Source organism: Methylotuvimicrobium alcaliphilum 20Z (assembly GCF_000968535.2).
Lineage (GTDB): Bacteria > Pseudomonadota > Gammaproteobacteria > Methylococcales > Methylomonadaceae > Methylotuvimicrobium > Methylotuvimicrobium alcaliphilum.
Window position 1 is genome coordinate 2,884,649 of sequence record NC_016112.1, and the last position, 20,014, is coordinate 2,904,662.

Genomic DNA, 20,014 nt, shown 5'->3' on the forward strand with positions numbered 1-20,014 from the left:
TATCTCTTTCATACTTCAACAGATTGAAAGAGCACAACAATACCTAACTCATTCCAACACACTGCTACCCAACACGACCCGCACCCGATGAACTTGTCCGTCATCCGTCAAGATAATGGAATTGCCGCTTGACTGGCGTTCGCCGTCCAACTCTATCGCGGCAATCCCGCGTGTTACGCCGTCCGGATTTTCCACGGCAATTTCGTAGCGGGAATTTCCGTGCCGATAAACGATGCTGTAACCGGACCAGTTTCTGGGAATGCATGGATCGAAACACAATGTATCGTTCCGGACTTGCAGGCCCAATACCCATTCCATGCCGGCACGATAAAACCACCCCGCAGCCCCCGTGTACCAGGTCCAACCGCCGCGTCGCACATGGGGCGACTCTGAATAGATATCCGCCGACAACACATAGGGTTCGACTTTATAGGCATAAACGCCGGTTCGAGTCGTCGTGCGCTTGATCGGATTCAGCATGCTTAGCAGTTCCCCCGCTTGGTCACCTTCGCCAAGCATCGCATAGGCGATAACGGTCCAAATCGCCGCATGAGTATACTGCCCACCGTTCTCCCGTATTCCCGGCGGATAGCTTTTGATATACCCCGGGTCCCGCTCGGTCTTGTCGAAGGGCGGGGTAAACAGCAACACCAAATCGTCGCCGTAACGGACCAAGTATTCCCGTACCGAACACATCGCCCGCCGGGCTCGCTCGGTCTCCGCGAAACCTGAAATCACGCCCCAGCTCTGTGCGATTGAATCGATACGGCATTCGGCATTAGCCGCAGATCCGAGCGGCGTTCCGTCGTCGAAAAAAGCGCGTCGATACCATGCTCCGTCCCAGCCTTCCGCTTCCACCGCAAGCTTGAGTTTATCGATATGGTCGCGCCAGCGGACGGCGCGCTCGTGATCTCCCCGCCTTTCCGCCAACGCCGCGAATTCGGGGAGCGTTGCCAGTAGGAACCACGCCATCCATACGCTCTCCCCTTTACCCTGGTTGCCGACCCGATTCATACCGTCGTTCCAGTCGCCGCTTCCCATCAATGGCAATCCGTGTGAGCCCGTCTCCAGGCTCAGGTCGAGTGCAAGCGCACAATGCTCGAAAAGACTGGCTTGTTGCGATGACCCAGTGGGTTCGTAATAAAGATCGTCTTGTTCCGGCCCCAGCACAGGCCCCTCCAGAAACGGCACCTGCACATCGAGTACATCGGCATCGCCGCTTACCTTGATATAATGAGACACCGCATAAGGCAGCCAAACACGGTCGTCGGAAAAGCGTGTCCGAACGCCACGCCCTGAGGGTGGATGCCACCAATGCTGTACATCGCCTTCAATAAACTGACGACCCGCGGCACGTAGCAAATGAGCGCGGGTTAAATCGGGTCTGCTGACAACAAAGGCCATACTGTCTTGCAATTGATCGCGAAAGCCGAATGCCCCGCCCACCTGATAAAATCCGGCCCGAGCCCACATGCGGCAACTCAAGGATTGATACAACAGCCAACCGTTCAACAGCAGATCGAGCTCGCGGTCCGGCGTTTTGACTTGAACCTTATCGAGTACTTGCTCCCACGATTGTTTGACGCGAGTAAATGTAGTTTCCACCTTGGTTTCCCGATAGCGTCGGACCAAATCGCCGGCATGGGCACGATCATTTCCTTGTCCCAACAAGAATACAAGCTCGGCACTCCCGTTGGGTTCAAGTTCGATCATCGTCTGCAGCGCCGCGCAAGGATCCATTCCCGCGCCGACTCGGTTTTTCAGCGTATGGGTTACCAACAAGCCGGCCGGAGCGTCAAGACTACCGTTGCGGCCAATGAATTCAGCACGATTACCAGTCCAACACGACTGTATCCCGGAAAAATCGGCGAAGGCTATCCGTTGGCCGAACTCGGCGTCCCAGTGATTGAATGCGAACACTGCGCCCGTTTCAGTATCCAGTTCGGTAATGACATGAGGCGCAGTCATGGAACGTGAAGCGCCAAGCACCCATTCCACATAGGCCGCGACTGTCAACCGGCGGGTTCGCCCGGATTTATTTGTTAACCTCAATGAAGAAATTTTGATCGGATCGTCCGGACTAACGAATTGTAACAATTCGCTATGAATCCCGTGCGAGGCATGCTCGAAGCAGCTATATCCCTGACCGTGGCGTATGACATAACTTGCATTGTCGACCCTGATAGGCAATGCGGTCGGGCTCCATAATTCATTCGTCTCATCGTCACGAAGGTAAAAGATTTCTCCGGGAGGATCGCTAACCGGGTCGTTCGACCAAGGCGTCAATAGGTTTTCCCGGCTGTTACCGCACCACGTACAACCGCTGCCCAATTCCGAGACGATAAAGCCGAATTCGGCGTTGGCGATCACATTGACCCAGGGAGACGGTGTCCACTGTCCCTTGTCGAGTACGATCACATATTCGCGTCCATCTTCGGCAAAACCGCCCAAGCCATTGAAAAACTCAAGCTTGGGTATCGTTAGCGTCGGTGCATCGGTTTCGGGAGCCGGCAATGCTCTCGGTTCGACAAAAGCGGCGTCCGGCCGAGTGCTTCTCAACAATTGTTCCGCCAAGGTCCCTCGGTTGCTAACCAGAACCGCGCGGGCGACCACCTGTAATTGGCGTTGTTCTTCTGCCGAAAGCTGATCGCCCCGTAGCACGAATATCGCCCCACGGTTTCCATATTCACGCTCAGCTGAACGCGCCAAGTTATCCCGCACCATGCCTTCCAGTAGGGTCTGCAAATCATCGATATAAGATGCCTTCTTTTCGTTCAGAATCACGATGTCCACGGTAAGACCTTTCATGCGCCAGTACTCGTGGGCTCGCAACAATTGTTCGACGAGGGAGCGATCCTCAAGCGCTGTTATCCGGAGCAATAGGATAGGCCTATCTCCCGAGACGCCATGCCGCCATAATCCTGCAACGTTCATGTTATTCATTCGCATCAACCTTCCTGACGACCGCAGCGATGAATCGGCATAGATCAGACGGTTAGCCAGAAACTGAAATAACTGAGCCTCATCGGGCATGGTACGCAAATGATGCAATTGCACATGAGCGTGAGTCCACGCCAGTGCGGATACACGATCCCACACAGCCATGTTGTGATACTTGTCCGCCAAATCCTCCACTGCTTGGCGTGATTCAGCCATTAAGGTAGTCAAAATGATATGTTCGGTCGCGCCCGACTCTATACGAATTCGTTTGCGCAGACTGAATATCGGATCGAGAACGGCTCCAACCGTATTGGTCAGCGGCCGGTCATCCATCACCGCAACCGGATCCCGAAGCGTTTGCCCGCGCCCGACAAAACGCGCCCGATCGGTTTCATATTGAAGTCCATCGCCGGGCCGCCCATCGGCCAGCACATGGGCAGCCCAAATGTCAGGATCGCCATCGGACCGTCGGCGCCGATGCGCGACCAGTCCTTGTACCTTAGGAAAGTATTCGGTCCGGACAAACAGATTGGAAAATACCGGATGCGCAATATCCGAAGGCATCGGAGCAAGCACTACCTCCGCATAGGAAGTAATATCGATTTCACGTGCCTGCGGACCGTCATTGGTCAAAGTCAAGCGTCGGATTTCGGCATCGTCCTCCGGTGATACAATGATCTCCAGAGTAGTGACAATGCTGCCGTCCGTTCGCGTGATGCGGGCACGGTCTTCAGCGAAGACGACATCGTAATGGTCGGGAACCGCCGACGTCGGTTGATAGCCGGCCGACCAAACCTGACCGCTTGCAACATCGCGCAGATAGAGATAGCTTCCCCAAGCATCCTTTGTTACGTCTTCGCGCCAACGCGTCACAGCCAGGTTCCGCCAAACGCTGTAGCCTGATCCGGCCGCAGTGATCATGACCGCGTAACGGCCGTTGGACAAGAGGTGCGCTGAAGGTACGGAAGACGTAGGCGATGGAACAAGGCGAACCGGTGGCTGCGCGGGTTCTTTTTCTTCGGCAAGAGCCTGCAACAACGGCGTGATCTTGGTATCCGCACCGTGCGGGATCCGTTCTTGCAACAATAAGTCGGCGGATTGTATCAGCGGCGCACGATGAAAACGATGGCGCATTTCCCCGTCATGTAGAACATTGGCAATAGCCACTAAGAACATACCTTGATGGTGCGCCATGTAGCAGCGTACCATCGCAACATTTTGACCTTCCGCCAACCGGATCGGCGTGAAATCGAGCGCTTCGTAAAAACCGAACAGGCCCAATGCGCCTTTTTTTTCCAAGCGTGCAAAGTTTTCCACGGCGGCATGCGGTAAATACATCGCCGCCAAAGCCGTGGCGTAGGGAGCAATCACCAATTCTTCGCTGAGACCCCGCTTCATTCCCAGGCCAGGCACGCCAAAAGCCGAATACTGATAGGTAAAATGAAGATCGCGACCATTAAAAGCCGACTCCGAAACGCCCCACGGCACATTCCGTTCATTGCCATACTCGATCTGCCGCTTAACAACCAGGCGGCAGGTCTGATCGAGCAGACTGTATCGTGGAGTGAAAGTCACCAGGGAAGGCATCAAGTATTCAAACATCGAACCCGACCATGATAGCAACACAGTGCCATGTGCGGCGCGTGTCACCCTACGGCCCAGGTGGAACCAGTGAGATCGCGGCACATCGCGCTTGGCGATCGCAATGAAACTTGCGAGACGTGCTTCGGACGCCAGCAAATCATAATAACTGGAATCAAAAGCACCTTCCGAAACGCGGTAACCGAGCGCGAAAAGATGACAGCCTTTGTCGTAAAGAAAACTAAAATCCATTTCGCGGAACAGTGTTTCAAACCGTGCGGCCATGTTTTCCAGTCGCTCGGTGACTGATTCAACGTGGGCTCCGGCGCTCCGTAATTGCATCGCCAAAGCATTACGATCCACAGTTGCAACAGACTGTTCGGACAATGCTTCGAGGTCAGCCAGGCACTGACGATAACAGCCGGAATAGTCACTCAGCGGAGACTCAAAGGTTAGATGAGTTTGAAACAGACGAGTCATCGCGGGTTCCATACCGGTCTCGTTACGGACCGCAAAATGAATCCAAGGAACCAAACACTCCACATCGTTCGCATGCGAACGAATGTCATTCCGCATCAACGTAGCCCATACGAGTACTTCGCTGTCATCCTCATCGCCACACTCGGCGACATAGGCATGAGCCAGATCCTGCAGTGTGTCGGCGCCGTCGGTCAGCTGTCGCCACTGACGGCTCCATTCGTCCGGATCAACAGGACTCTTGGCCAAAAGCTCCCCGAGCATGACGACATTTTGCCGCAGTTCTTTCAACGGAACGATGAGTGTTCGCCGGTCATCGCTAATTTTAGCGAGCGCGTCCATCAACAACCGATGAGTATCCTTAAGGCCTTCCAATGCAGAGCAAAACGCGAGCGGTCGATTCAGCGTTTCCCGGCAGAACTGCGCCAATACCAGCAAATGACCCGCTAAGTTACCGCTGTCAACGGTTGACACATAACGTGGTTCCAGCATTTGCAAGTCGCGGGTATCGTACCAATTGTAAAAATGACCGTGTAAACGCGGCAGTACATCGAGCGTTTTCAGCGTGGCTTCGAGTCGCTCTACGGTGTCGATCAACCCGATCCAACCGAAATCACGGGCGGATACGACGGACAACAAATAGAGTCCGAAATTAGTAGGCGAACTACGATGAGCGATGACGGGTTGCGGGTCTTCCTGAAAATTATCCGGCGGCAGATAATGCTCCCCCTCGGTCACGAAGGTCGTGAAAAAGCGCCAGATACGCCTGCCGATCAAGCGCAAGCGCACAATATCCTCGGCCGGTAAGGACTCGGCCAGATCAAGCTTCGGCGGAAGACTCAACCATCGAGCGATGATCGGTGACAATATCCATAATATTAAAAACGGCGAAGCAACATAGATTCCAATCGGATTTAATAGCAAAACTATTGTGCCCGCGCCAATAACGACTATGGAGGATCGCCCCATGGGTCGAATAAGATTCTTCAGCGCATGATCCGACTGCGCCTTTGCCTGCAGGGCGGTAACCCATTTCAACAATTGCCGCCGAGTAACGAACAAGCGTACCAAAGTGGTGACAATAGCATCCGTCATCAGCCAAGCGCGTTCTGCGAGTAAGGTCAACGCCACGAAGCTGTTGCCAATTGCCCATAACGTATTTTCTCCCACCGCACGCAGATGGGTGCTCAACGCGATGCCACGACGAGGTAATGTAAACCCGCCGATGATCGCCAAGATCGCAGGAAAGGCTAATGCCGTTAGTACGAAACCGGTCAGCACTAATACCGGTGCATTCGGGATGGCCCAGATTGCGACCAGGGAGGATAAAGCTGCCGGAGCCAATAGGGAGCGACGCAAATTATCCAGCATTTTCCAACGCCCGATCATCGGCATATCCTTGCCGCGACGTCCGAAAATCCAAGGTAACAGTTGCCAATCGCCCCGAACCCAACGGTGCTCACGTGAAGCCGCAACTTCGGTGTGGGAAGGAAATTCTTCGAAAAGCTCGATATCGCTCACCAACGCGCAACGCACATAAACACTCTCGAACAAATCATGGCTGAGCTGAGTGTTGTCCGGTACACGTCCGGCCAACGCGGCCTCGAACGAGTCCACATGATACAAGCCTTTACCGCTGTAAGTACCGAGCCTAAACAAATCCTGATAAAGCTCGGATACCGAACTGGAATAGGCGTCAATTCCGGAAGCCCCGGCAAAAATCTGGTGAAACATCGAGTGCTCCCGCCGATGCGGCAAGGTCGGTGTCACGCGAGGTTGCAGAATCCCATAGCCGTCTACGACACATTGGGTGTCGGGATCGAATACCGGCTGATTGAGCGGGTGAGCGGCGACACCCACCAGTTGCGTTACGGCACCCATCGGCATCTTGGTATCGGCATCAAGAGTAATGACATAGCAAATGCCGGGCGGCGCCACGACTGGCTTACCATCGACTGGAAGAAATGACGTATCGGCAGCGCCGCGTAACAGCCGATTAAATTCGTGTAGTTTACCTCGTTTGCGCTCCCATCCCATCCACTTGCCTTCGCTTGGATTCCACAAGCGTTTTCGGTGAAAAACATAGAAGCGTTGGTCTCCATACTTGGCATTGAGTGCGGCTACACCGGCAGTGGCTATATCCAGCAACGGTGCATCGTCCGGCATGACTTCCCGATCGGCATCCGACCAATCGGACAACAGCGCGAAGCGCACCGCACCATCCGAGTTGGACAGATAGCGTACTTCAAGCTGGTTGATCTGCTCCTTGACCCCGGCCTCGTTGACGAACATCGTCGGCACGACGACGAATGTGCTCAATGCCTGAGGCACGCCGTCTTTTAGATCGATCCTTGGCAGGTGCTGCGGCGGAAGATTCGCACTGATGAAATGGTTTACTAGGCCGACAGCTATATCCGATGCCGGGAACAATCCGAACAGCGCGAGCAGGAATAGCGGTAATCCGCTGATACCAGCGGCGAAGCTCAAGCTCAACGGCAGCGCGAGCAACAAAAGTGTCAACAGAACCAAACTACCCATATATGCGAGCCCGGCATGGGCGATATAGGCACGCAAGAACTTTTTTTTGAACGAAGGTCGAAACTTAACCTCCTTTTCGAATGCGTAACGGCCAGTACCGATCAAGTGATAACCCGGTTCTTGTTGTCGTTTGTCGGCAATGGCAAGTTCGCTTCCGCATCGAACTTTATCTATCACCTTGCGAGCGATCTCCAACTCTGAATACGGCGAGCGCTTGGCGAGGTCCTCGATCGCGTGCCGGTAACGATCGCGCGTCAAAAAATCGAAAGAACAATAGCTTTCATGAACACGCAGGCACTCGTCCACGAGACTCACATCCTCGACGAATTGAGGCCACTCAAATGCAGAGATGGCGCGCATGCTGATAATGATATTCCGCACCGTCCAGTTATCGGCGATCTGATCGGCGTGCTCCCGGCTCACGATTTCATCGAGTCCTACACCTTGCCGGTTTAGCCATTCATTAAGAAAATCAAGGGAAACCACTGCGCCCAGATGCGGGTCGTGCGAGCGTTGCAAGATTTGGACGGCGTATGCTTGAATCAAGGGCTCGGCGGGTAATACCGGCACCGGTAATGGGGCGTCCGGCTTATCGCTTTGGGCGATAATTTGTTCGCATTTATCGACGAACTCGTCGGCCATCTTGCGACCGGTTTGGGAATGCAAGATACGGATCGCGAGTCGCCGAAGATTTTCGACCAGCAAGACCCGCAATGTAATCGGAATCGCCCAGAGTTCGCCGAGCGTGAGAGGATCGACACTTTGATAGGCGCGCACAAAGACTTTTAGTAACTCCGGGTCGAAGCGGCTATCCAAATGCGCAACCAATGCCCAGGCAATACCGTAAACACGAGGAAAGCCTTCGAGCACGCCTTCGTCTAACTTAGGCAGTTCCCGGTAATAGCTTTCAGGCAAGTCAACGAGAATGTCACCGACTTGCTCTTCAATGACATGAAAATTATCCAGAAGCCATTCGGCAGCCGGCGTAATGGCGTGCTTGTCACGAACTGCCTTGGCGACTGCTTTATAAGCATTAAGCAGCACAAGAGAATTATCGCGCACCCGAGGAATCAGTTTTTGCCCCTTCTTGTGGCGACTGATTTTTTTTTGCGCTTGCGCCAAAGTGATCGCATGCTGTTCGAGCCGTTCGCGACTGAATAACTCGAACCGAATAGGCGATTCATCGCTAACCGGATGATCGACTCTAACATATCGTCTTTGTTCTCGCCGTTTGGCCATGATTTGACTCTCCTGTCTATATAATCGGCATAGCTGGTTTGCATTAGCCCGAAAGGCAATGCACAAGAACGCGCATCAGGAGTCCGGTCTCCGGATATAAAGCTAAACGTCTATGGCACTGGGATATCGGCTCTTGTGTCCTATGGGTATCCCGGGGGGAAATGACGATTACCTAAATCGAAGAGTGCCTTACACTGAAGCACGAATGTGACACCCCGCATAGAGTTACGGCGCATGAAGATCCATAACGAGCAAGCGGGGTATTACAGGCTAGATGATGCCCATTAAAACTAGAATCAATATGATAATCAAAATCGTCCCTAGCCCGCCGCTCGGTCCGTATCCCCATCCTCGGCTATGCGGCCAGACTGGAATGATGCCGACCAGCATCAGAATAAGAATAATCAGTACAATTGTGCCAATTGACATAGTAGCGCTCCTGTTGGATAAAAAGCATAAGCTTGAAAATTCATTTAGGTCTAGGAACCCAATCACCTACTACAACAGATTATTATGTTGCATTAGCCCCAAGACGCCTCGAACGATCAAATAAACAGCCACGAAGTAATTTAAAAATCTAGGCACCACCAAAATTAATATCCCTATCACAAGTGCCAACATAGGTTCGATTGCAATAGTCATTTCGATCCTTGTCGAGTTAAGAGATATTACAAACTAACGGTAATAATGAACTTAGTCTGTTCGGTATCGAACACATAGCTTCTTAAAACATGACATCCTTAATTCACCGCCGAACCTGATACACTGCTAGCCTATACTCATCGCAGATTAAAATTCGGCGCTGGGGTGCCCGTCAAAGGACGCCGTGAATACGTCCATGTAGGCTCCATGCTGGCAAAGCCTTTGTCGAGCACCCCGGTGCCTCCTTAGTCTCCCGCCGAATTTTGAAGTACGAAAGGTATACTTTCAAAACTTGAATATCTGGTTACGTTGAGCCATTCAGTGTTTTCCTTGTCAGCCGTGACCCGAAAAATCTCAAGGCCGCACGTCAGCTTCCCAAGAAACGCTTGCCGGACACCATTGCCAGATTCCCAGACTAATGATTCTTGTCAGCGCTGTTGGGAAACATGCGCCTCGACCGACGATCACTTTGCGGTTAATCAATTTATCGGAGTCGCCGCACCGACTGAGATAATCATCGGCATTAATCTCATTGAGGTCGGCGTGGGGCATAAAAAATGCCAGTACAGGAATCGGTATGACGGCGATGGAGGAGTCATCGGCACCTTCACTACCGGAGCAATGAATGGTGCCTGCTTCGTCCATTCGCGTGTCATCCTTGACAAGGGTTTGAGAACAGCCGGACAAAACCACGATGGCAATACCCAAGAGTAATAGCAACCGGCTAACTTTGGCTCTTAACATGATATTTTTCATATAACCTCCAACGGTTATGGCGTACTAAAATTCAGCTAAATTACACCATGCGAATTCAATTCCGTTCCTGATTAGCAAGATGCTTCAGCTTGCTGAAGCCAATTGTCCGAGCAGTGGCCAGTCGTAGCCACTTCTGCGGGACGGGTTATTTAACCCGTCCCCAACGTTTCGGTTTGCCCTAAATATTTCGGCTAACTTCGGCCAAAGTCAAAACGTTTAGGACGGGATTGCAAACCCCGTCCTGCTAGGGATATGCTGGTTTTTGGGCTTTAGCTGAAGAAACTTGCTAATTAGGATTCCGTTTGTCATTACGATGAGTCGAAACGCTCACGGTCGTTGATACAAAATCTAACACCATCATCAGCACAAGTCTGTACGGTAGCGAACACTCGATATTCAACCAAACGATCATGAAGAGGCTGTCATCACCCCGGATAATGAAAGTACCCAGGGTATGGTCCACTGCCATTAAGTTAAGGATTTTTCCGTTCGCCCTGAGCCTGTCGAAGGGTGAATGGAAAAATCCTGGGGCGATAAGTTAAGCCGTCCATGGTTCGACAGGCTCACCACGAACGGCTTAACTTAATGGCAGTGAGGGTATGGTCAGGGTGCGGTATTTTTACAGCAGAGTTTTGCATATTGAAAAATTAAATAAGGAACGAGCATGAAATAACTTAGACAACGGTTGGAAGGGGATTTGGTGGCTCGATTGACAGGTGTCGGCGGCAGGGATAGCCGCCGTCAAGCCTACACGGACGTATTCACGGCGTCCTGTCAAGCGAGTCACCAAACCGCCACAAAGCCTACTACTTGTATAGGTTATTTTGTGCGTATTCCTAAGCAATCCAAAACTGCGCACTTTCAAAGTAATATACCTTTCGCATTTCAAATTTCGGCAGTGCCTGAGGAGGCGCCGGGGTGCTCGGCAAAAGCTTTGCCGGCATGGAGCTGGCTAGAGCCTACAGGGACGTATTCACGGCGTCCTTTGACGGGCACCCCGGTGCCGAATTTTGATCTACGATGGGTATAACTGATGTTACGAAGAATCATCACTTTTCCCACCGAATGTAGCGGTAAGAGTTTCGGGGTTTGCTCTACATGCAGTAGCGGCGCGTAACATCGGCAAATAATTTGCACCATTCACGGCAAATGAGCGTTTGCGGTTGCATTACAATCGTTTGGGATCAAAATGCACCAGCCGAAAACCTTGTTGCTGAAGATTGGCGACAATTTCATCGAGATGTCGGTAGGTGGCGGGACGATTGTCATGGAATATCAGTAGACAGGGATGCGGCTTGCTCCATGCCGCCAAAATAGACTGCGTCTTTTGTTGAATCATGGCAACCGTTGCCCCCGGATTAGAATCGCCTACCAATTCCCCCATGACGATCTGATAGCCTAATCGATCAGCCGTTTCACGCACATGGTTATTGAGAATCAAATAGGGCGATCGAAATAAACGCAAGTCCGATTTACCTAATACCCTTTCATGAATAGCCTCCCACTCGGTAAATTCGGCGAGCACAGCCTTCTTCGTATCCAGCCAAGGCCATCGAAACCATGGATGATGAGTCGTATGATTACCGATAATATGTCCTTCCTGTTTGATTCTCCGGGTAATTTCCGGATATCTTGCGATACTGCCCTTTTGAGTCCAGAGTTCGTAGGGTGCGTAATAAAGCCGCCTTCGCCAAAAATCATCGGGCGCATCGGCCAGCAAGAAAAAACCGGCTTTTACCGGTGCCCCGTCAGAAGCCTTAAGTTTTGCCAAACTATCCAACACGCGCTCGGTTGTTTCGGGCAGCGGCCCATCATCAAAGCTGAGCATAAACTCGACACTTCTCGTTGGTGTGTATCCTCGCAGATAGCTCTCGTCCCATCCTGTCACACAGCCAAATAATAGACCCGAGACCACTAGGACTAACCAAATAATAGACTTCTTGATTACGTTGATTTTTTAATTACCTTTCAATCTAGAAAAAATCAGGCGAACACGTGAAATCCGTTCGTTCTGAGCCCTTCGGCTAGGCTCAGGGCGAACGGGATTTAGAATGCTCAACTGATTTTTTAGGTTCAATTCAATAGTCACCTCGCCTAGGCAGTCGTTCATATGCCCAACCTTTTCCGATCAGCAAATATCAATCTCAGAAAACGAATTCGCCCGGAAAAATAGTTAAATTAGCGGGTGGATATTATACCTTTCGCACTTCAAATTTCTTCGGTAGTGTCTGAGGAAGCGCCGGGGCGTCCAACAAAGGCTTTGCCAGCATAGATCCTACATAGATACATTCACGGCATACTTTGACGACCCCGGCGCCGAATTTTGATCTACGATAGGTATATATCGGAAAACTTTCGCCAGTATGTACGATAGCGTACAGACCAATAAGCATCCGATACTTCACTATATCTCTCAGAGCAGATATAAAAAGCGAACCGTTTCTTGCATCCCCAACCGGATCTAACGATCCAAGTCTTATGTAGATGCCTTACGTTAATCATGTATCCATCTAAGACCAAGACAGGCACGCCAAGAGATCACGCCGATTTAGAACAGGAATCCGGTATGCCTTCAATTTCTCCTCGAGGAAAGTTGACTAGACCAAGCTTTACCTTTGAATAATTTATTAAACTATTGAAACTATTTATATTCTTTAGATGGACCTTGATATTACTTTTTATTATGAAAAATCATTGATCAGAGGTATCGACAATGGAAAATCAACCGATAGAAATCACAAGCCAAGGGCAGTCCACATTCATCGAAATGCTAAGCGGTGAATTTATTTCGCAAACCGGCATTGGCGTTTACGCCTATCTTACACCGCTTGCGATCGACAGCTTATTCCAACAATATTTACAACACAAAGAACCACTAAGGGCATTCACAAAGCAATTAGTGAAAACCGTCTTAGCTTAATTGCAGCCAAAAACAGCCACCGAAGAACGCCGAAACCGATTTTCATGCATTGCTTCGGACATGATATACCCATCGATCGTAGATCAAAATTCGGCACCGGGGGGCCAGTCAAAGGACGCCGTGAACCCAGCACCTAAATTATCCAAGATAGTTAACCATAGCCAATGGACTATGGAATTTAGGTGCTGGGTGAATACGTCCCCGTAGACTCTATGCCAGCTCCATGCCGGCAAAGCCTTTGCGAGCGCCATGGATGGCGTGTATTAGGACAATGCAGGAGCGATTGCCGAGGAGCGAAAATCGACCTAGCACAGCAGCGCCTTCTAAGGCACTACCGAAATTTGAAGGGCGAAAGGTATATTTTTAAAAACGCTAATCCCACACATCACAAACTATCAAAATTTTGGAGAACAACGATGACTTTGGATCAAATTGAAGACAAATCGGTAATATCAAAAGAGAAATTCGGGGAAACATCGAAACTTGACCTGAGCCATTCGGGAGAGCAGATGCGGCCATCCATGAGAGCAGGGTTGACGCTTGGCGTGATGAGTCTCGTAGCCGGCCTCAGCGGTTGCATGATTGTCGATGCGCCGATTAAAGGCGTTTTAGGTACCGAAGTCATCTGGGGCGACATAGCGACCGGGGAAACTACCGACCCAGCCACTTTGAAGGAAGGCAAAGCCTGCGCGGAATCCATACTTGGCTTGCTGGCCCGCGGCGATGCTAGTGTTCGCGCGGCAAAGCAAAATGGCAATATCACGGAAGTCACTTCAGTGGATCACTCGGCGAGGAACTTACTCAACATCGTCGGCGAATGGTGTACGATCGTCAGAGGCCATTAACCCCCTTTTACGTGATGGCAACGAAAGAAAGGTCACTGCGAATGAACTCCGGTTCACATCCATCTGCGCAACACAGAATGAGGAGTGACATAGCCAATTCGTATACATCGATAAAGCCCCGCATCAACCGGCTTATGAGCAACAAAGGCAACACAATCGTCATTGCGGGGCAAGCCTACCGACTGAAACCCATCCATCGCAAAAACGATCCGGTTTGTTTCAGCTGCAAATTCCTCGGCCGCGAGCAAGTTTTCGGCCCCTTCTGCATCGCGTCCCATGAAACAGGCTTGGCTTGAAGTACCGGAGCGAAGCAGCCTGTTCTGGTTAAACACCATCAAATGGATCGCCTTGCGGGCCGGGCGATGGTTGTCGCGTCTCCTGCTTTACCCGATCACAATCTATTTCGTTGTGTTCTCGTACCGCGCCCGCTCGGCATCCCGCAACTTTCTACGAAAGGTTTTGGGCAGGGATTGCGGCTGGGCCGAGGTATTCCGGCATTACCACACCTTCGCCCACACGTTGCTCGATCGGGTTTACATGTTTGCCGGACAAGGTCAGCGATTGGATATTCGCATCAAAGGCCTGGAAGTGCTGGACGAATACGCCCGTTCCGGGCGCGGCTGTCTGCTCGTAGGCGCGCATCTCGGCAGCTTCGAAATCATCCGTGCGGTAGGCAAATTACAGAGCGGATTCCATATCAAAGCGCTCGTTTATGGGGAGAGTACGCCCCAAGTTACCGGCATATTCCGAAAGTTGAACCCGGCATTGTTCGAAGATATTGTCTATGTGGGCGATATCGGTTCATTGATTGGGCTCGACGAGCACGCGCGCCAGGGCGGTCTCATCGCGCTATTGGGAGACCGCAGCGTGCGTGCCGACAAACGGATACGCTGCGAATTTTTCGGCGAGCCGGCATGGTTTCCAGAGGCTCCTGTCTTGCTGTCTCGAATTCTCGACATGCCCTTGGTTACGTTCTTCTGCCTACATCGGAATGACGGAGGCTACGACGCCTGGTTTGAACACCTGGCCGACCCGCCGCGGGTCGGCCGAAACCAGCGGGAAACAGCGGCTCGTTGCATTATGCAAAACTACGCCAACCGCCTGGAATATTATTGTCGATTGGCGCCGTACAACTGGTTCAATTTTTATGATTTTTGGAAGGACGAATAGAAACGCGGCTAATGCCTTATTGCCTGACAACGATTCGCTAAGGAACGAACATGAAATAACTTCATCAAATGTCGGAAGGGGGTTCGTTGGCTCGATTGACAGGTGTCGGCGGCAAGGCAGATTTTTGCTCCTGCAAAATCTGCATTCATGCCATCCTTGGCAATCAGATTCCGCCGTCAAGCCTACACGGACGTATTCACGGCGTCCTGTCAAGCGAGTCAACGAACCTCCACAAAGCTTACTGTTTCGCGAAGTTATTTTGTGCATATTACTTATGAATGGAGAGATCAACATGAACGGAAGAGACAAATACGTACTGGTAATCCCAGCCTATAACGAATCCGCCACCATCCGCGAGGTAGTGCAAGGCGCCTTACGGCATCTCGGCACGGTGATTGTCGTTGACGACGGCTCCAACGATGGCACTGCGGACAAACTCTCAAATTTACCGGTGACATTGCGGCGCCATCCCGAGAATCAGGGAAAGGCGGCAAGCTTGTGGAACGGCATGCAGACCGCCTTGAATCTCGGCGCGAAAGGAATCGTCACCATGGACGGGGACGGCCAGCACGATCCGGCAGACTTGCCAAGGCTCTTGATGGCGGCAAAAGTCCATCCGGACAAACTGGTGATTGGCTCACGCCTCTGGAACCGAGACGTGATTCCAAAGGCGCGCTACCGGGCCAACCGTTTCGCCAACTTCTGGATCGCCTGGGCCGCAGGACAAACCATCGAAGACAGCCAGTCGGGTTTCCGCGTGTATCCGGCACAATTGATCCGACGCTGCCGTTTCGTATTGGGCCGGAAACAGAGCTTCGTTTTCGAAAGCGAGATCATCATCGAAGCCGCCCGACACAGATTTCCATGCGCCTTCGTACCCGTGAGTACAACCTACCCCGAAAATGCCAGACCCAGTCATTTCCATCCGATGAACGATATCGCTCACATCACCCGCATGGTGGCATGGCGTTTGTTTATTCAAGGCTTTTTTCCGTCCGGATTATGGCGAAGCCTTAATGGCAGCCAAAGTCTAAAACTGTGAAAATTATTGTGCTTTCACCTATCGAAGGTATTTCGACACTTTCGCGTAAAACGTCGGGTTACGCTATCGCTAACCCGACCTACGCAACTTTATGATATAAAGTCCCCGCATTCGTTGCGGTAGCGCCCTAGCGCCCAAAGCGGAAAGTATTTTTCGTAACCGTGATATTTTAAATAAAAAAACTTGGGAAAACCCGGCGCATTAAAGCCATCGTCTTTCCAAAACCCATCGTCTTGTTGGTTTTTCAAGAGATAATTAATTCCCGATTTAACTTCGGGGCAACCCGCCTCGCCGGCCGACATCAAGGCCAGCAGCGCGAGCGCGGTATGAAATGCCGAGCCGGTTTCGCTTTCGCCGCGAACCCCGACATCGTGATAACTATCATTGTCCTCCCCCCAACCGCCGTCGGCACGCTGCTTGGATTTTAGCCAAACCACAGCTTTACGAATGTGGGAATCATGCTTCGAAATACCGGCGCTTTCGAACCCGGTCAATACAGACCAAGTTCCGTAAATGTAATTTGTTCCCCACCGACCGAACCAGGATCCGTCGGCTTCCTGCTGATTGCGCAAATAGGTAATGCAGGTGTCGATAACGGCCCGGTATTCCGGCTGTCTATCGACCAGTTTGCTCAAAAACATAACGCAGCGTCCGCTGACATCAGCGGTAGGCGGGTCGAGCAAAGCGCCGTGATCGGCGAACGGTATATGGTTGAGATAGCTATGCGTATTGTCCGCGTCAAAAGCGCCGTAGCCGCCATTGGCGGATTGCATGCCGGCAATCCATACGCCTGCCCGTTCGATATTTTCGGCAAACTCGCGATCGCCGGACTCTATCATCGCCAGCGCAACCACCGCGGTATCGTCGACATCGGGATAATGACTGTTGCCGAACTGAAAAGCCCAGCCGCCGCCCGGCAGATTGGGCCGTTGCACCCGCCAATCGCCCGGTTCGTTGCTCAATTGCCGACCGGCCAGCCAATTTAAAGCCTTAGTGAGCGATTGTTCGGCAATCGGATCACGCTCGCGGCGATCGACTTCCTGCAGAACCAGCACGGCTAGACCGGTATCCCAAACCGGTGAAACGCAAGGCTGACAGTAGGCCTTATCCGGCTTGACGACTAGCAATCGATCGATCGCTTCCCTGGCGATACGCCGCCGTTCATCGTCGGCAGGAATCCCTAAATAATCCATGGCCTCATAGGCATTAACCATGGATGTAAAGATAGCACCCAGTCCATCGTACCCATTCAATCGGGACATAAACCAATCGCGAGCCTTGATCGTTGCCTTGCGGCGAACGAAACCGGGAATCAACGGTTCCATCAAGCGGCCCATGCGGTCCGCGGCCAATATGGACTTGCCTAGCGGTGTTTTAACGTGTGCAAAATAATTTTTTTCCGACTCAGGCTGCGTGATAAAGAGCTCTGAAATCCCCACGTTATTCGGATTACGAGCCTTGACTTTATAAGTACACAAGATGAATAACGGCACCATTACGGTACGGGACCAATACGAAACTTTATCGATATGGAACGGAAACCATTTCGGTAAAAGCATGATTTCGACCGGAATAAAAGGCACGCCGCGCCAAGGGATCTGCTCGAACATCGCCATCATGATACGCGTAAAGACGTTAGCCTTGGCGCCGCCGCCCCGAGCCAGTATCCAACGGCGCGCTTTGACCATGTGCTGCGCTTGAATCGAGTCGCCGGCCAATTTCATCGCGTAATAAGCCTTGATCGTGCAACTCAGGTCTCCCGGTCCGCCTTTATAAAGCGGATAACTGCCGTCCCGGTCTTGTTGTTCGTGGAGATATTGAACGATCTTGGCCTGGTGCGTTGCATCGATTTCACCCATGAAATGCATCATCAAGATGTATTCGGAAGGAATCGTGCAATCCGCTTCGAGCTCGAAAACCCAATAGCCTTCCTCGTTTTGCAGTTCTAAAAGCCGCGCCTTGGCGCAAGTTATCGCATCGTTCAAGCTCAAACGTGGATAGGACAGGCTAGTCGATGAAGCATCCTGATCAGGATGAAAAATGGTCTCTATTAGCATGGATAGTTTTTCTGACTTCCCTTTAGTATTAGCGGTATCAGACCTGAAATAAAGTCGGTGGTGCAGGACAAAAAAAACTGCAGCAATCAATTGCCGCAGCGAGCCGGGAGGAGCGCAATAACAAAAATGAGTTTTATGATGGATTAAGTTAAGCCAACCTTTCGGCAATCCGTACCGGAATATACCTTTCGCACTTCAAATTTCGGCATTAGCCAATGGAGGTGCCGGGGTGTTAGGTCGATTTTGCTCCTCGGCAATTGCTCCTGCATTGCCCTACTACACGCCATCCTTGGCGTAATGCAAAATCGACATTCACGCCATCCATGGCGCTCGCAAAGGCTTGGATAGCATGGATGCTATCATAGAGCCTACTTGGACGTATTTACGGCGTCCTTTGACGGGCACCCCGGCACCGAAATTTGACAAGCAAAGGGTATAACGACTTAACATAATGGCACTGTTGACCAGATATGTGCCGCTGAGTTATCACGCTGTATTGCCGATTTAAGCCATCCCGGTAACATTGCTTATATGTCTGCAAATTAGTTTTCTGTCGATACGTTACTTTGCGGTAATGATAACAGTGACTTTTAAATGTCGTCGGTACGCTGCCGCACATATAACCATTTCCGGTTTTTAAGAATGCTTCCTTCTGTACCCGTGGATCAAAGTTCGGCGCCTCTTCAGGTACAGCCGAAATTTGAAGTGCGATAAGGTATACATGCACTTGCCGACAATTACTCCTCTCCGTTCGCTTGCACCCCTTAAAGTTCTCTGCTATAAATTAGTTGCCTTTATTTCCATAAAAAATACCCGGCTTTTTCTATAAGCTTATCGAGGCTACGAACCGGTTCGCCACATAAACCATTCGTAGAATATCCCCTTCCATGACTATCTAGTTTGGATTACTTATGACCGATGCATGCGATCCTCGACAAAACCATCTGCTCAACTTGCTGCCCTCAAACCAATATGAGCGGATAATACCTCATCTTGAAGGCGTATCCATGCGACTTGGCGAAGTCCTTTACGAATCCGGGGGCGAATTGAATTATGTCTATTTCCCCACGAATTGCATCGTTTCGCTGCTTTATGTCATGGAAAATGGCGCTTCGGCAGAAATTGCCGTAACCGGCAACGATGGTATTATCGGCGTTGCGGTATTCATGGGCGGAGGAACCATGCCGAACCGAGCCGTCGTACAAAGCGCTGGACATGCTTACCGACTTCGAAAAAAGTCGTTCATGCAGGAATTTAACCGATCGGGCGGCCGCCGCTCGAGTGCTTTGCAACATCTGATGCTTCGTTATGCTCAAACCTTGATCACTCAAATGTCGCAGACTGCAGTTTGCAATCGGCATCATTCGGTGGATCAGCAGCTTTGCCGATGGCTATTGCTCAGCCTCGATAGACTGCCTACCAATGAATTGCGCATGACGCAGGAGCTAATCGCCAATATGCTTGGCGTTCGCCGGGAAGGTGTCACGGAAGCCGCCGGTAAATTACAGAAAGCCGGATTGATCGAATACAGCCGTGGACGCATCATGGTAATAGATAGACCCGGATTGGAGGAACGCGTCTGCGAATGCTATGACGTCGTAAAAACCGAATTCGATCGTCTGCTCCCCCCCCCCGATCTAAACGCTGCGCTCCTTTCTTACTGAATAATCGTCCAACTTGTTGAGATTTGATGAAGGCATTTATGGGCGCTAGCGTACAGACGCTAGAAAGCTTATCCGTTAGTCTAATTTCCACTTACGGAGCCATCCACTGACATCAACCGATGTGCCGAGCCTTAACCGGTTAT

At 51.3% G+C, this 20,014-nt stretch carries 12 protein-coding genes; 5 read left to right on the top strand and 7 right to left on the bottom strand.

Features of this window, described 5'->3' with window-relative positions; all coding sequences use genetic code 11:
- Positions 1 to 48: 48 nt before the first annotated feature.
- From MEALZ_RS12305 to MEALZ_RS12325, 5 genes are all read right to left on the bottom strand, one after another.
- A complete protein-coding gene (locus tag MEALZ_RS12305; protein WP_014148968.1) occupies positions 49 to 8,775 on the bottom strand; it encodes a GH36-type glycosyl hydrolase domain-containing protein in 8,727 nt (2,908 codons plus the stop codon).
- A 270-nt stretch (positions 8,776 to 9,045) separates the two neighbouring features.
- A complete protein-coding gene (locus MEALZ_RS21205; protein ID WP_017838813.1) occupies positions 9,046 to 9,204 on the bottom strand; it encodes a DUF3309 family protein in 159 nt (52 codons plus the stop codon).
- A gap of 69 nt (positions 9,205 to 9,273) precedes the next feature.
- A complete protein-coding gene (locus tag MEALZ_RS21980; protein WP_014148969.1) occupies positions 9,274 to 9,417 on the bottom strand; it encodes a DUF3096 domain-containing protein in 144 nt (47 codons plus the stop codon).
- Positions 9,418 to 9,771: 354 nt separating this feature from the next.
- Positions 9,772 to 10,173 carry a hypothetical protein gene (locus MEALZ_RS12315; RefSeq protein WP_014148970.1) on the bottom strand — a complete coding sequence of 134 codons (402 nt, stop codon included), beginning with the start codon at positions 10,171 to 10,173 and terminating at the stop codon, positions 9,772 to 9,774.
- 1,168 nt (positions 10,174 to 11,341) lie between these two features.
- Complete coding sequence (locus MEALZ_RS12325) at positions 11,342 to 12,001, bottom strand: polysaccharide deacetylase family protein (protein ID WP_014148971.1); 660 nt, start codon at positions 11,999 to 12,001, stop codon at positions 11,342 to 11,344.
- Between the two features lie 885 nt (positions 12,002 to 12,886).
- Between MEALZ_RS12325 and MEALZ_RS12330 the strand changes: the two genes are divergently transcribed.
- Together MEALZ_RS12330 and MEALZ_RS23060 are read left to right on the top strand one after the other, a co-directional pair.
- Positions 12,887 to 13,093 carry a hypothetical protein gene (locus MEALZ_RS12330; RefSeq protein WP_014148973.1) on the top strand — a complete coding sequence of 69 codons (207 nt, stop codon included), beginning with the start codon at positions 12,887 to 12,889 and terminating at the stop codon, positions 13,091 to 13,093.
- A 416-nt stretch (positions 13,094 to 13,509) separates the two neighbouring features.
- Complete coding sequence (locus tag MEALZ_RS23060; protein WP_014148974.1) at positions 13,510 to 13,938, top strand: TRL-like family protein; 429 nt, start codon at positions 13,510 to 13,512, stop codon at positions 13,936 to 13,938.
- A gap of 53 nt (positions 13,939 to 13,991) precedes the next feature.
- Here the strand turns inward: MEALZ_RS23060 and MEALZ_RS22925 are convergent, their stop codons facing one another.
- Entirely contained in the window at positions 13,992 to 14,216 is a 225-nt protein-coding gene (locus MEALZ_RS22925) for a hypothetical protein (protein WP_046061140.1), read from the bottom strand.
- On the opposite strand from MEALZ_RS22925, the gene MEALZ_RS12345 reads away from it, so the two are divergent.
- Complete coding sequence (locus MEALZ_RS12345; RefSeq protein ID WP_014148975.1) at positions 14,215 to 15,108, top strand: LpxL/LpxP family acyltransferase; 894 nt, start codon at positions 14,215 to 14,217, stop codon at positions 15,106 to 15,108. The two genes, MEALZ_RS22925 and MEALZ_RS12345, sit on opposite strands and share 2 nt — an antisense overlap.
- A 292-nt stretch (positions 15,109 to 15,400) precedes the next feature.
- Positions 15,401 to 16,150, top strand: coding sequence for a glycosyltransferase family 2 protein (locus MEALZ_RS12350; RefSeq protein WP_014148976.1), 750 nt, complete (start codon positions 15,401 to 15,403; stop codon positions 16,148 to 16,150).
- An 89-nt stretch (positions 16,151 to 16,239) separates the two neighbouring features.
- On the opposite strand, the gene shc is transcribed toward MEALZ_RS12350, so the two are convergent.
- Positions 16,240 to 18,207 carry a squalene--hopene cyclase gene (shc, locus tag MEALZ_RS12355; RefSeq protein ID WP_014148977.1) on the bottom strand — a complete coding sequence of 656 codons (1,968 nt, stop codon included), beginning with the start codon at positions 18,205 to 18,207 and terminating at the stop codon, positions 16,240 to 16,242.
- Between the two features lie 911 nt (positions 18,208 to 19,118).
- On the opposite strand from shc, the gene MEALZ_RS12360 reads away from it, so the two are divergent.
- A complete protein-coding gene (locus tag MEALZ_RS12360; RefSeq protein WP_014148978.1) occupies positions 19,119 to 19,871 on the top strand; it encodes a Crp/Fnr family transcriptional regulator in 753 nt (250 codons plus the stop codon).
- Positions 19,872 to 20,014 lie beyond the last annotated feature (143 nt).